General features: G+C 61.3%; 10 protein-coding genes. 4 read left to right on the forward strand and 6 right to left on the reverse strand.

The window, feature by feature from the left end:
* Nucleotides 1–4: 4 nt before the first annotated feature.
* The 4 genes from J2Y63_RS27310 to J2Y63_RS27325 form a co-directional block, all read right to left on the reverse strand.
* Entirely contained in the window at nt 5–262 is a 258-nt protein-coding gene (locus tag J2Y63_RS27310) for a hypothetical protein (RefSeq protein ID WP_435268662.1), read from the reverse strand.
* A 167-nt stretch (nt 263–429) separates the two neighbouring features.
* Nucleotides 430–1,020: an SOS response-associated peptidase gene (locus J2Y63_RS27315; protein ID WP_435268663.1), complete on the reverse strand. Its 591-nt coding sequence runs from the start codon at nt 1,018–1,020 to the stop codon at nt 430–432.
* Between the two features lie 98 nt (nt 1,021–1,118).
* Entirely contained in the window at nt 1,119–2,207 is a 1,089-nt protein-coding gene (gene dinB / locus J2Y63_RS27320; RefSeq protein WP_435268664.1) for a DNA polymerase IV, read from the reverse strand.
* Nucleotide 2,208: 1 nt separating this feature from the next.
* Complete coding sequence (locus J2Y63_RS27325; RefSeq protein ID WP_435268665.1) at nt 2,209–4,275, reverse strand: ATP-dependent helicase; 2,067 nt, start codon at nt 4,273–4,275, stop codon at nt 2,209–2,211.
* 207 nt (nt 4,276–4,482) lie between these two features.
* On the opposite strand from J2Y63_RS27325, the gene J2Y63_RS27330 reads away from it, so the two are divergent.
* From J2Y63_RS27330 to J2Y63_RS27340, 3 genes are read left to right on the forward strand one after another with little or no spacing between them, the layout of a single operon-like run.
* Nucleotides 4,483–5,241, forward strand: a complete 759-nt coding sequence (locus J2Y63_RS27330) for an ImuA family protein (protein WP_435268666.1) — start codon at nt 4,483–4,485, stop codon at nt 5,239–5,241.
* Nucleotides 5,159–6,673 carry a Y-family DNA polymerase gene (locus J2Y63_RS27335; RefSeq protein WP_435268667.1) on the forward strand — a complete coding sequence of 505 codons (1,515 nt, stop codon included), beginning with the start codon at nt 5,159–5,161 and terminating at the stop codon, nt 6,671–6,673. Before J2Y63_RS27330 ends, J2Y63_RS27335 begins: the two co-directional genes overlap by 83 nt.
* Complete coding sequence (locus tag J2Y63_RS27340) at nt 6,670–9,933, forward strand: error-prone DNA polymerase (protein ID WP_435268668.1); 3,264 nt, start codon at nt 6,670–6,672, stop codon at nt 9,931–9,933. Before J2Y63_RS27335 ends, J2Y63_RS27340 begins: the two co-directional genes overlap by 4 nt.
* A 65-nt stretch (nt 9,934–9,998) precedes the next feature.
* Here the strand turns inward: J2Y63_RS27340 and J2Y63_RS27345 are convergent, their stop codons facing one another.
* Nucleotides 9,999–11,000: an RcgR family putative quorum lactone hydrolase gene (locus J2Y63_RS27345; RefSeq protein WP_435268669.1), complete on the reverse strand. Its 1,002-nt coding sequence runs from the start codon at nt 10,998–11,000 to the stop codon at nt 9,999–10,001.
* Nucleotides 10,990–12,606, reverse strand: a complete 1,617-nt coding sequence (locus J2Y63_RS27350; protein ID WP_435268670.1) for an RcgA family putative transporter — start codon at nt 12,604–12,606, stop codon at nt 10,990–10,992. The genes J2Y63_RS27345 and J2Y63_RS27350 overlap by 11 nt, the downstream gene beginning before the upstream one ends.
* 239 nt (nt 12,607–12,845) lie before the next feature.
* Here J2Y63_RS27350 and J2Y63_RS27355 point away from each other — a divergent pair, with 239 nt between their 5' ends.
* Nucleotides 12,846–13,619 (forward strand): SDR family NAD(P)-dependent oxidoreductase, encoded by a 774-nt coding sequence (locus J2Y63_RS27355; protein ID WP_435268671.1) that lies wholly within the window; start codon nt 12,846–12,848, stop codon nt 13,617–13,619.
* Nucleotides 13,620–13,621: the final 2 nt, after the last annotated feature.

Genomic DNA, 13,621 nt, shown 5'->3' on the forward strand with positions numbered 1-13,621 from the left:
GGCCTTAGAAGGGTGCCAGCGAGAAGCCGGTCGGTGGGCGCGTTTCGACCGGGTCGCCTGCGGGATCGGGATCTTCGCGGTAGGCCATTGCCTGACGATCGGCGGCTCGCTTGATCGCCTCAAATGTCGCCTCGGGCGGCCAACCGGCGACGATGGCCTGATCGGCAAGCTCGCGCACAGCGCCGTCAATCGCCTGCGCGCAGTCCAGCGCGACATCAGGATCGGTTGTCGGCTGTTGCGGTGGAGATATTCTGGCAGTCATGGCGGACCTCCTGCGTGGTTCCAAAAAGGACGCCCCGCTACGGTAGTGGGGCGGCGAACCAACATCATGTTTCGGAGAAATGTCGAGACCGGCGGATTCGTTCCAGCCTCCTGGGGAGGCCGCACACGCCAAGTATGGCGGCGAGCCTCAGCGAACGGTGAAGCGCGTCAGCCGATCTGCTCCACCGAAAGAGAACCGGCCGGGAGGGGCTTGATCAGCGGCTTGGCGGACACCGAAGGATCGAGCCAATCGGCCCAGCTATCCCGCTCGAGGATAACGATCTGGCGGTCGTGATAGGGCGCGATGTCCGGCCCCGGCTCCATCGTCAACATCGTGTAAGCCTCGCCCACATCCCCGGTCTCGCGCCATATGCCGGCAATGGCAAAGATGGGTTCGCCGATCTTGCGGAACAGCCATTTATCCTTGCGTTTCTTCTTGGGGTCAGCCGGTGTGGTGAACTCGTAGAAGCCGTCGGCGACGATGAGACACCGATTTGAGGTGAACTCGCGGCCTTCGGAGCGGAAGTTATAGACCGGCTTTCTGGTCGGGCCTGGCCAGCTCCACCGGCGCTGGACCAGTTCGCCAACGTCACGCTCGCCTTCGACAGTCCGGATAATCGGCGCAGTGTCTGTGATCTTGATGTCTTCGCGCGCTTCGATGTTCGGCCGTCCCTCGGGAAACCGGACTTTGATCTTCAGGTGCTCGAACTCCTCGATGACCGAGGCCAGTTCGACCATCAAGCGGTAATCGTTGCACATGGCTCCTCCGAATGACCGGCATCGTCACCGCGTCGCGGCGCGCTGCATTGGCAATGTAAGGCGCCCCGTCCGGATTTCGACTGCGGACTGAAGCGCGGCTAGATCTGCAACTCCAACTGACCGGCGGTGGTTTCCTCATCGTCGATGAAGGATGACAGCGTGACGCCGAGCAGGCGAATGCCTTTGGGTGCAGGGAACAACGGCTCGAGGAGCGTTTGCGCGATAGCTTCGAGATCATCCAACCGGCCGATCGGTGCTGACGTCGTCCTGCTGCGGGTGATGATCTGGAAGTCCGCATATTTGACTTTCAGCGTCACCGTCCGCCCATGGAGGCCCTTGGCCTCGCAATGGCGCCAGACCTTGGCGGCGAGCGGTGTGATTTCGGCGCGGGCGGCGTCGAGATCGACGATATCGACCATGAAGGTGTCCTCGGCGCCAACGGACTTGCGCGGCCGATCCGGTTGCACGGCCCGGTTATCGATGCCGCGGGAGATGTTGTAGTACCAAGTGCCGGACTTCCCGAAGTGCTCCTGCAGCCAGGAGAGCGATTGTGCCTTGAGGTCGGCACCAGTCAGGATGCCGAGCCGTTCCATCTTGGCGGCCGTCGCCGGGCCTACACCATGGAATTTCTTGACCGCGAGCGCTTCAACAAACGGCGGACCGTTCTTGGGCGAAATTACTGCTTGGCCATTGGGTTTGTTGAGATCCGACGCCATCTTGGCCAGGAATTTACAATAGGAGATGCCGGCGGATGCGTTGAGGCCGGTGACCTCCTTGATCCGCGCCCGGATGATCGTCGCGATCTCGGTGGCGAATGAAATGCCCTGCTTGTTTTGGGTCACGTCCAGATAGGCTTCGTCCAAGGACAGCGGTTCGATCAGGTCCGTGTGTTCGGCAAAAATCTCCCGGATTTGCGCGGAGACAGCGCGATAGATATCGAAGCGCGGCGGCACGAAGACGAGATCCGGGCAGCGCCGCTTGGCGGTTACGGACGGAAGGGCGGACCGAACGCCGAAGGCGCGCGCCTCGTAGCTCGCCGCCGCGACGACGCCGCGCGCCGCTGAACCGCCGACAGCAACTGGCTTACCGCGAAGCTCGGGATTGTCGCGCTGTTCGACCGACGCATAGAAAGCATCCATGTCGACATGGATGATCTTCCTTGTCGGGGTGTCGCCGCCTGTGCTCATCTCACTTCCACATCGACCGCATGCGTTCCCGGACGTCCACGCGAATCTGGTTTGCGCTTCGTTCACTGGTCGCGGCCGAGACCTTCGGCCAGGTTGCCGTCTCGAAATACTGCAAGAGCGTGGCCGGCACGAAGCGGGTCCGCGACGCATAGACGTGTCGGTCGCCCGTGGCAGATTGGCCATGCGTGAAGAAGCGCTGGGGCGTAACCAAAGTGAGGTTGTCGCGCGCTCGGGTCATGCCGACATAGAGCAACCGGCGCTCCTCTTCGAGTTCCGCGGTCGTACCGGCGCCGAGATCGGACGGAATGCAGCCGTCGACGACGTTGAGCATGAACACCGCGCGCCACTCCTGTCCCTTGGCCGAATGGATCGTCGAGAGGATCAGATAGTCCTCGTCCAGCAGCGGCACCCCGGCCTGGTCGCTGGTGGCATCGGGCGGGTCCAAGGTCAATTCGGTCAAGAAGCGCTCGCGGCTCGCATAGCCGCTGGCGATCTGTTCGAGCTGGATGAGATCGTCCTTTCGGGTATCGGCATCCTCATGGATGCGATCGAGATGAGGCTCGTACCACATCCGCACGGTACCGATCTCCGCCGGCCAACCTGCCTCGGCTTTCCGCAGGGCGGTGACCAGCATCACGAAAGCCGGCCAATCGTCGCCCGTCTTGGCCGGTGGCGGGATTTCGGCCAGCGATTGCAGCGGCTCCGGATCGGCCGCGATCGTGTCAAGGATCTTGCCGGCGGTTTGCGGCCCGATGCCGGGCAGCAGTTTAAGCACCCGGAAGCCTGAAACCCGATCGCGCGGGTTTTGCGTAAACCGCAGGACCGCCAGCAAATCCTTGACGTGGGCCGCGTCCAAGAACTTCAAGCCGCCGAATTTCGCAAAGGGGATGTTTCGCCGGGTGAGCTCGATTTCCAGTGCGCTGCTGTGGCTGGAGGTGCGAAACAGCACGGCCTGCTGCTTCAGGCAGACGCCGACCTCGCGATTGGCGAGCACCTGCTCGACGATATAGGCGGCCTGATCGACCTCATCCTTGACGGTGACGAGCATCGGTCGCTGTTCCGACGCGCGGTCGGTCCACAGGTTTTTGGTGTACCTCTCACGGGCCAATTCGATGACGGCATTGGCCGCGGCCAGGATCGGCTGCGTCGAGCGATAGTTGCGGTCGAGCGTGATGACGTCGGCAGGCTTCGGTGAGAATTCCTGCGGGAAATCCAGGATGTTGCGGATGGTTGCCGCACGAAAGGAATAGATAGACTGTGCATCGTCGCCGACGACGGTCAGGCCACGGCCGCCGGGCGCCAGCGACATGAGGATCGACGCCTGCAGGCGATTGGTGTCTTGGTATTCGTCGACGAGGATGTGGTCGAAGCGCTTGCCGACATCCTCGGCCAGCTCCGGCTCGGAAACCATCTGTGCCCAGTAGAGCAGTAGATCGTCGTAATCCAGCACGTTCTGTGCCTGCTTGGCCTCGGTGTAGGCGGCGAAGAGCTGCTTCAGTTCCTCTTCCCATTCGAGCACCCAGGGGTAGGCGGACTTCAGAACCTCCCTGATCGAGACCTGCGAATTGACCACCCGCGAATAGATCGCGATGCACGTCCCCTTCGTGGGAAACCGGCTCTGCTTGGCGGAAAAGCCCAGTTCGTGCCGAACCAGGTTCATAAGATCCGCGGAATCCTCGCGGTCATGGATGGTAAAATCGACATTGAGGCCGATCTGCTCGGCATACATGCGCAGCAATCGCGCGCCGATCCCGTGAAACGTGCCGGCCCAAGCCAACGCGTCCGTCATGATCGCGGCGTTGTCGCCGAGGACCTGGCGGCAGATGCGCTGCACGCGGCGCGCCATCTCGGACGCGGCGCGCCGCGAAAAGGTCATCAGCAGGATGCGGCGCGGATCGGCGCCGTTGACGATCAGATGCGCGACGCGGTGGGCCAGCGTGTTGGTTTTGCCGCTGCCTGCGCCGGCAATGATCAGCAGCGGGCCGCCGATCTGTCCGTTCGAAAGGCCCACGCCGTGCTCGACCGCCGCGCGCTGGCCATCGTTCAGTTTCTCCAGGTAAGCCGCCATTTGTCCCCAGACACCCTAAGAAAATTTTCCTGCACCTCCGATCCCTGGATATCTCCTTGATGCGGCTAAGGGATTCGTTTCAACCACTTAGCCCAAGTGCGATTTCCGGATCGGAGGCCCGATTGACTCATTTCATCAAACGGAACAAATAATGAACATATCAGCTTGAAGAACGGCTGAAAACCCTGAAGGAGCAACAATTCTGCCGTGGCCACCCATGCCCTCAATCCTGTGCTTGCGGAACTGCGAGAGCGTATTGGCCGCCTCGAAGGCGGCGCGCAACGCGCAAGGCAGACGCTTCCGTTCGGTGTCCCCGACATCGACCGGGCGCTGCCGGGAGGAGGGCTGGCTTTCGGGGCGTTGCATGAGGTTGCCGGCGGCGGGGGTGGCACGGTCGACGGTGCGGCCGCGGCGCTGTTTTCTGCCGGTGTTGCCGCCCGAACGAAGGGCAAGGTGTTGTGGTGCATGACGCGCCAGGATTTGTTTTTCCCGGCGATTTCGCAGGCGGGGCTTCACCCGGATCGCGTCGTCTGGTGCGAGAGCGATCGGGAAGAGGAGGTGCTGTCGGCCATGGAGGAGGGGCTCACTTTCGGCGGCCTATCCTGCGTCGTCGGCGAACTGGTCCGCCTGCCGATGACCGCCTCGCGGCGCCTGCAGCTCGCGGCGGAGAAGACCGGCAGCATGGGGATCGTGCTCCGGCGCTGGCGGCGGCAGAACGAGGCGTCGGACTATGGACAGCCGACGGCCTCGACGACGCGCTGGCGCATCAGCACGTTGCCGTCGGAACGATTGCCGGTGGCCGGCGTCGGGAGGGCGCGCTGGCTGGCGGAACTGATGCGGGTCAAAGCGGGCGAATGCGCAGAATTTGAAATTGGAGCCCCCGATGCCACGGGTCGTATCTGTCTACTTCCCACATCTGGCGACCGAGCGGATCAGACGACGCGCTGGCGAAGCCTTGCCGGCTGAAAAGCCGCTCGTCGTGATCGCCCGGCGCGGATCGAAGCGCTGGATCTCGGCTGCCGATCCCGCAGCCTTGAAACTCGGCCTGCGCGTCGGCATGCCGGCGAGCAAGGCGCAGGCCATGGTTGCCGATCTCCTGATGGTCGACGCAGCGCCGGCCGAGGATGCAGCCGCGCTTGAGCGGCTGGCGCTCTGGGCGCTCCGGCAATATAGCCCGGTCGTCGCCGTCGACGGGACCGACGGCCTGGTGATCGATACAGAAGGCGCGGACCACCTCCAGGGCGGCGAGGATCTCCTCCTCTCCGGCCTCGTCAATCGGCTGCGTGGTCATGGCCTGACGGCAAGAGCCGCCGTCTCGGATACCTGGGGCGCTTCGCATGCCATCACCCGTTTGATCTCCGCGGAGACGACCGTCGTGCCAGTCGGAAACGTCGCGAAAGCCGTGACCGACCTGCCAATCCTCGCCTTGCGGCTTCCGGCCGAGACAATCCAGGGCCTCCGGGTTCTTGGCATCGACACGGTCGGTCAGCTCTCCGCCATGCCGCGCGCACCGCTCACCCTGCGCCTCGGCCCGGAACCTGCGCGCCGGCTCGACCAGTTGTTCGGCCGGGTGGCCGAGCCGATCGAGCCGATCCGGACGCCGGAGCTGGTCGAGGTGGCAAAGAATTTTGCGGAGCCGATCGGCGCGCCGGAGACCATCGGCAAATATGTCCGGCGGCTGGTCGGGCAGCTCGCCGCCAAGCTCGCGGAGAACGGCCTTGGCGCGCGGCGCTGCGATCTCGTCATCCACCGCGTCGACAACACCTGCCAGCACTTGCGCGCCGGCCTCGCCAAGCCGGTGCGCGATCCGGCGCGCCTGTCCAAGCTGCTGTGCGATCGCATCGAGAAAATCGATCCCGGTTTCGGCATCGAGAAGCTGGTGCTCGTCGCCATCTTCGCCGAGCCTCTGGAGGAGCGGCAGGTGGTCTCCTCGCTGATCGAGGAGGAGATTGTCGATATCACGCCCCTCGTCGATATTCTCGGCAATCGTGGTCACCGGTTATTCCGGGTCGCGCCTGTGGCCTCCGATGTGCCGGAACGCTCTGTGCGGCGCATTCCCGCGACCGCGCCCGATATCGGCCAGACCTGGGCCAACAAGTGGCCGCGGCCATCGCGGCTGCTGGCAGACCCCGAGCGGATCGACGTCATGGCGCTCCTGCCGGACCAGCCGCCGGCGGTGTTCACCTGGCGCGGCAAGCGCCGGAAAGTCGTGCGCGCCGACGGCCCGGAGCGGATTTTCGGGGAATGGTGGCGCCGGCCACGCGAGTACCAGGCGGTGAGGGACTATTTTGTGGTCGAGGATGAGCTTGGCGAGCGCTACTGGGTCTATCGTGCCGGTGACGGCATCGATCTGGAGACCGGTTCGCATCTGTGGTTCGTGCATGGGGTGTTCGGATGACGCGCTATGCCGAACTGCAGGTCACGACGCATTTCAGCTTCTTGCGCGGGGCTTCCAGCGCTGACGAGCTGTTCACGGCCGCAGCCGCGCTGGGCATCGATGCACTCGGCATTGTCGATCGTAACAGTCTCGCCGGCATTGTGCGCGCCTGGGAGGCAGCCAAGGCAACCGGCGTGCGCCTCGTCGTCGGATGCCGGCTCGATCTCACAGACGGCATGTCGATCCTCGTCTATCCTATAGACCGACCCGCCTATTCGCGGCTGACGCGGCTGCTGTCCCTCGGCAAGGCGCGCGGCGGCAAGGGCAATTGCTTGATCGATTTTGCCGATGTCGCCGAACACGCTGACGGCATGATCGGCGTGCTCGTGCCGGACGAAGCCGATGAGACCTGCGCCGTCCAGCTTCGCAAGATGGCTGAACTGTTCAGCGACCGGGCCTACGTCAGCCTATGCCTGCGCCGCCGGCCGAACGACCGTCTGCGCCTGCACGGCATCGCCGCCATGGCCACGCGCTTCAAAGTTCGTACTGTGGTCACCAACGATGTGCTGTTTCACGAACCGAGCCGGCGCCAGCTCCAGGATGTCGTGACCTGTATCCGCACCCGCACCACCATCGACGATGTCGGCTTTGACCGGGAGCGTCACGCCGACAGATATCTGAAGGCGCCGGAGGAGATGCATCGGCTCTTTGCCGAATATCCGGAAGCGCTCGCCCGCGGCCGGGAGATCGTCGAACGCTGCAGCTTCGACCTTTCCGAGCTGCAATACCAATACCCGGAAGAGGCCATCGTTCCCGGTCTCGACCCGCAACAATCGCTGGTCAAGTTTGCCTGGGAAGGGGCCGAGGGCCGATATCCGGAAGGCGTGCCGGACAAGGTCAGAAAATCCCTGCAGGACGAGCTCGAACTGATCCGGACGATGAACTATGCGCCGTATTTTCTCACGGTCTATTCGATCGTCCGTTTTGCGCGCTCGAAAGGGATCCTTTGCCAAGGCCGGGGCTCGGCCGCCAACTCCGCCGTCTGCTATTGCCTCGGTGTCACCTCTATCGACCCCGACACCAACGACTTGCTCTTCGAGCGTTTCATCAGCCAAGAGAGGGACGAACCGCCGGATATCGACGTCGATTTCGAGCATGAGCGGCGCGAGGAGGTCATCCAGTGGATCTACGAGACCTATGGTCGAAGCCGAGCCGCTCTCTGTGCCACCGTCACTCGCTACCGGGCCAAGGGGGCTTTGAGGGATGTGGGAAAGGCGCTCGGCCTGCCGGAAGACATGATCGGCCAGTTGTCATCCGGGGTCTGGGGTTGGTCCGAAGGCGTTTCGGAACGTCAGCTGCGGGAAAACAACCTCAACGCCGCCGACTATCGGCTGAAGTTGACGCTGGAGCTAGCGCACCAACTGATGGGCACGCCGCGTCATCTTGGCCAACATCCAGGCGGCTTCGTGCTGACCCGGGACCGGCTCGACAATCTCGTGCCGATCGAGCCGGCGCGCATGGATGATCGCCAGGTGATCGAATGGGACAAGGACGACATCGAGGCGCTGAAGTTCATGAAGGTGGACGTACTGGCGCTCGGCATGTTGACCTGCATGGCCAAGGCTTTTGCCCTGATGCGGGACCACAAGGGTGAGGAGCGCGACCTCGCTTCGATCCCGGCCGAAGATCCACGGACCTACGCGATGATCCGCAAGGCCGATACGCTCGGCACCTTCCAGATCGAAAGCCGGGCGCAGATGTCGATGCTGCCGCGCCTGAAGCCGCGCACATTTTACGACCTTGTCATTCAGGTGGCGATCGTGCGGCCCGGCCCGATCCAGGGCGACATGGTCCATCCCTATCTCCGCCGCCGCGAGGGTAAGGAGCCGGTCGAATACCCGACACCGGAGCTTGAGGCGGTGCTGTCAAAGACGCTCGGCATTCCGCTGTTTCAAGAATCTGCGATGAAGGTCGCGATGGTTTGCGCCGGGTTTTCCGGCGGCGAGGCGGACCAATTGAGGAAGTCGATGGCGACCTTCAAGTTCTCGGGCGGCGTCTCGAAGTTCAAGGACAAGCTGGTGGCTGGGATGGTCAAGAACGGCTACTCGGAGGATTTCGCCGAGCGTACGTTTTCGCAGCTGGAAGGCTTTGGCAGCTATGGATTTCCCGAGAGTCATGCCGCGAGTTTCGCGCTGATCGCCTACGCGTCGAGCTGGGTCAAATGCCACCACCCGGACGCCTTTTGCGCCGCGCTTCTAAACTCGCAGCCAATGGGCTTCTATGCCCCCGCCCAAATCGTGTCCGACGCGCGGGCGCACGGCGTCGAAATGCGGCCCGTTTGCGTCAACGCCTCTCGCTGGGACTGTACATTGGAGGACGCCGATGAAGACGACAGGAAGGCTGTGCGCTTGGGCATGCGTATGGTGAAGGGCCTTTCGACGGCAGATGCTGCCCGGATCGTAGCGGCGCGGGCCGACGAGCCGTTTTCCTCGGCCGACGATCTTTGGCGCCGATCCGGTGTGCCGACGGCCGCGCTGGTCAAGCTGGCCGAAGCCGATGCGTTCCGTCCATCTTTGGGCCTCCAGCGCCGGGACGCGCTTTGGGCGATCAAGGCCCTGCGCGACGAGCCGCTGGCGCTCTGGACCGCAGCCGCCGAACGAGAGACACGGCAGGTCTCCGAGGTGCAGGAACCCGAGGTTTCGCTGCCTGCCATGAGGACAGGTCACGAGGTCGTCGAGGATTACTCCCATACCGGCTTGACGCTGCGCCAGCACCCAGTTTCCTTCTTGCGCGAGGATCTCCGCCGGAAACGGATTGTGACATGCGCCGAGGCTATGGCTCAGCGGGACGGCCAATGGCTGATGAGCGGCGGGCTCGTGCTCGTGCGTCAGCGCCCGGGCTCAGCGAAGGGTGTAATGTTCATGACGCTGGAAGACGAAACGGGGATCATCAACGCCGTGATCTGGCGGAAAGTGTTCGAGCGCCAGCGGCGGCTGGTCCTTTCGTCTTCTATGTTGGCGATCAATGGGAAAGTTCAGCGAGAGGGCGACGTCGTGCATCTCGTCGCGCAGCAACTGTTCGACCTATCAGAGGATCTCGGTCAGCTTGGCGAGCGGGGAGATCCATTCCCGCTTCCGCACGGGCGTGGCGATGAATTTGCGCATGGGAGCGGGGCACCGGATCCGAGGGAGCGGCCTAGGGCAGCTGTGCCGACCAGGGATATTTTCGTACCGGATCTCCTCATCGATCGGCTGAAGGTCAAGAGCCGGAATTTTCACTAAGGCCCTGCGGTTCGCAGGTTCGAATTGGTACAACACTTTACCAACTAAACACCAGGCTGATCTTGTCAGCGCGACACGAACCGCTTCATGCTCAAACCCGCCTGTAGAATGTACGGCGGCATGGCGAGTGAATAGTGACCGCAGTTCAATGTCAAAACGGTCGGCCTCGCACCAGCGCCCGTCAGCTTGTGCATGAAGCTTGCTGATAGCTCAGGTAATACCACTTTGTCTCTCTTCACCAGCACAACATGAAGATCGAGACCCGGCCGTGCCAACCGATTCGCATGGTTTTCCATGTCCAGTGGACCCCAAGCCCTCCGGAGTTCTGTCAAGTCAATAGTTCGTTCGAAGCTGTCTCGTATTGAGCGTGTAGCGCGGCCGGTCCAAACCATATCCGCCAGGCTTCCAGCTGTCAGGAACAATGAAGCTTTCGAAACAGTCGACTCATGCGCAGCGATGAGCCCTGCGACCCACGAGCCCAGGCTCATGCCGAGAACAGATATCTGTTTGTAGCCTTCCGTCCCCAGCCAACGGATAAGTTTTCGCCCATCCAAAACGGCCTGTCTGATCGATTGGATTGTTCGGCCGAGACTTGCGCTGAGCATATAATCAGCGTGCGTGGAGCCAGGGCGGCTACGCTCGAAGTGATACGGCATGGCAATCTCGACAACGGTAATGCCACGCCGCGAAAGGAATCTGGCAAGCTGGCCGTTTCGCGCCCTCGCATTCCAATGATGAAAGACCACAAGCGCATGACTAAGCGATCCACTGTCGGTTATCTTCGCCCAAACAGTATTGTTTTCCTCAACATCGGTCGTAATTTCAGAGGGAAATTTGAGCCATTCATCTTGCCGATGAAAGCCGTGGTCAACTGCAGCGGGTCGTTCGAAAAAAGACTGGTCAGCCAGCGCCTTGTCCGCAAGGGCACAGTATTTCTCGATGCACCGAACATTGCCGGCTCCGGGAAAGGCGAGTTCCGCGTCGAACGCGAAGGCAGTTGCGTGCTTCCCTTCCTCGCCACGCCGCGCCCGCCGTTCATCCCATCGATCCAGCCATTTATGATACATTTATCTTGGCTCCAAAACCGCGTGCTCGCCATGTTCCGTACCCTGGATTGAACAAGCCATAGAGTGCAGAAAGCACTGATAGCGCCAGAAGTATCGAGAAGCCAGGGAACGCATCGATCAACAGATACGATGCAATAAGTAGGGCTACGACCGTCGACATTATCCATAGAGTCTTTCGAATCCGGGTGTCCAATCCTAAGCGAACACAAGCGAACAAGAATACAATGCTCGTCGAAACAACGATGAGGAGGCTACTATAGTGCGTCGGCATTCTATATCCGGTTCCGACGTTCGGACTAATCCGTCCATGCAGGGCTGAGGACATGTCGCTGATCAACCACAGCGCGATGTTCCGGCCAGCCGATGTGAGATAAGAGCTTTGGCCCTTCATGCATATAGCGACCATGATACCCAATGCAGTGCATCGGAAAATCCCACACATGGTCTTGAAGGCGATCTCGTTGATCTCGCAAGGATGATCACCCTCCGGTCGCAGTTTCAACTTCTTTGTGATTGTCGAGAAATCATGGGCGATGGTGTAGAGCAGAATTAGGCCAACGAAAAAAACATAAAAGCAAATCGCCATATACGAGTAGGCAAGGCCTGTAAAAATGATCGCCTCAGAGACAGATATGACGTCCGGGCGCACGATCGCTATTTTACCCCAATCTATCGCATAGTCGCCTCCACCTTTCATCAATGGAAGAAAACACACTTCGACCCACTGGATCACTCCCGCGAATACGATACAAACCAGAAAAACAGCCCAGTAGGTGAAGGAAGAACTTACGACAATGCGCGCCCACCCGTTCAGGCTTTCGACCTGATCGTGTGGCGCTCCGACCGTAACGCGCCCCTCAGATTTCCAAAAGACGAGAAGGTCTATCGTAAAAGCCAGAAACAGCGGCAGCAACACCAGGAAAACGAAAGTCCAGTTCGGCGCCCAAAGAAATCCGACTTGCTTGACGACCCCGTCCACCCGCTCGACATTGATGCTGTAGATGCCGGTGACATAGGATAGAAAGCCTAGTGCGGTGGCGCCCGCAAACACTGCCGCGGGCAAGTTCAAGGGGGATCCGCTGCTAAAGAGCGCCTCAGATCTCATCGCTAAACCTGTAGGACGGATTGTCCCAGGAGTGGCACGGGCGAAATGCACCGGACCCGGCGCGGACCCTAGGTCGTCGATCTCTGTTGCAATGGGCGGTAAATCTCGGCCTTCGAATGGCGCACTTCCCGCTTCCCTCCTCCCTTCGCGCCTCTTGGCCGTCAGTCGAGATTGCGCTGCGCTCAGTTCCATCTGCCATTCGCTGGTTGCGGCCGGATCATCGCATCCGAAAATCCTCGCCAGCCACCGAATGTTGGCGGTGCTGATTCCCTTGTCATTTTCCTGAAACCAGAGCTGCACCGTGCGCAGGTCGACCCCAGCGCGGTTCGAATCAACCTCCGAAATCGCCGCTGCAAGAAGCTCCGGCGTCCACGGTCCCGCCGGGAACCCATCGCTTCCTAAAGGCCGTCCCGCTCCCGCTGCGGCCAATCGTTTAAAGAGTTCTTTGAAATCGCTCCCGTCCCTCGGCGGTGGGAGAAAAAACTTTCCATTTTTTAACAAGGACTTATCGCCTCGCGTTTCGTTTCGTTTCGCTCGATTTCGTGCCGTCTCGTGGCTTCGCCTCCAAAAAGAGGCGTAGTCCCACGGGCTGGATACCCACGATGACGCGGGCCGATATTGGTCGATCGCGGTCTGTCTCGACGAGTGCCTTGGACCGATCGCGCCGCGCCGGCGGTACGTGGCAGATGATTGTGTTTTCTCGTGGTCCTAAACTCTGAATATTCAAGGAGGCGAAGTGAATGATGGAACGGCATATGGATAAACCTCTGCTTGGACAGACAATCCTGGTCACCGGAGCGTCGGGAGGCATTGGGGCAGCGATCGTCGAGCGCGTCGCCCTGGAGGGCGGACGGCCGATCATTCACTATTGCCAGGACGAGCATGCAGCGGAGACACTGTTAGACCGGATCGACGGCAACGGCCTTGTTCTTCAGGCCGACCTGTCTGACGTCGACGGCCCGTTCGAACTATGGCGGAAAGCAGTCGACTATGCTGGCCGTGTTCACGGCCTCGTCAACAATGCCGGCATCCGTACCGAAATATCCATTGAAAGTTCGCCTGGAGAATGGAGAGCGGCGTGGCAGAACGAGTTCCAGGTTAATTTCTTCGCCGCCGCCGACCTTTGCAAGGAAGCCCTTCAGCATTTCAGAACCGAAGGGGGAGGGCGCATCGTGAACATAGCCAGCCGGGCCGGACAGCGCGGGAGCGCGTCGGATTCGATCCCCTATGGTGCTGCGAACGCGGCAATGATCAATCTCACCAAATCAATTGCCCGCAGTTTCGGTCGCGAGGGCGCATCTGCGGTGTGTATCGCACCGGGGCTGGTGCGCACCGGCATGGCTGAACACTACATCGCGGCGCAAGGGGGGGAGGCGGCGATGGACGAGATACCGGTGGGCGATATGGCCGAGCCCAAAGAAGTCGCGGAGCTTGTCGCCTTCGTGCTGCGCTACGGCCAGGATTCGTTGAACGGCGCGACGCTGGACGTCAATGGCGGCAGTCATATCCGTTGATC

This window comes from Shinella sp. BE166, assembly GCF_051201095.1.
GTDB classification, from domain to species: domain Bacteria; phylum Pseudomonadota; class Alphaproteobacteria; order Rhizobiales; family Rhizobiaceae; genus Shinella; species Shinella lacus.

Coding starts and splice junctions, on each gene's coding strand:
- J2Y63_RS27310 (WP_435268662.1), bottom strand. CDS start 262: ATGACTGCCAGAATATCTCCACCGCAACAGCCGACAACCGATCCTGAT.
- J2Y63_RS27315 (WP_435268663.1), bottom strand. CDS start 1,020: ATGTGCAACGATTACCGCTTGATGGTCGAACTGGCCTCGGTCATCGAG.
- dinB (WP_435268664.1), bottom strand. CDS start 2,207: ATGAGCACAGGCGGCGACACCCCGACAAGGAAGATCATCCATGTCGAC.
- J2Y63_RS27325 (WP_435268665.1), bottom strand. CDS start 4,275: ATGGCGGCTTACCTGGAGAAACTGAACGATGGCCAGCGCGCGGCGGTC.
- J2Y63_RS27335 (WP_435268667.1), top strand. CDS start 5,159: ATGCCACGGGTCGTATCTGTCTACTTCCCACATCTGGCGACCGAGCGG.
- J2Y63_RS27340 (WP_435268668.1), top strand. CDS start 6,670: ATGACGCGCTATGCCGAACTGCAGGTCACGACGCATTTCAGCTTCTTG.
- J2Y63_RS27345 (WP_435268669.1), bottom strand. CDS start 11,000: ATGTATCATAAATGGCTGGATCGATGGGATGAACGGCGGGCGCGGCGT.
- J2Y63_RS27355 (WP_435268671.1), top strand. CDS start 12,846: ATGATGGAACGGCATATGGATAAACCTCTGCTTGGACAGACAATCCTG.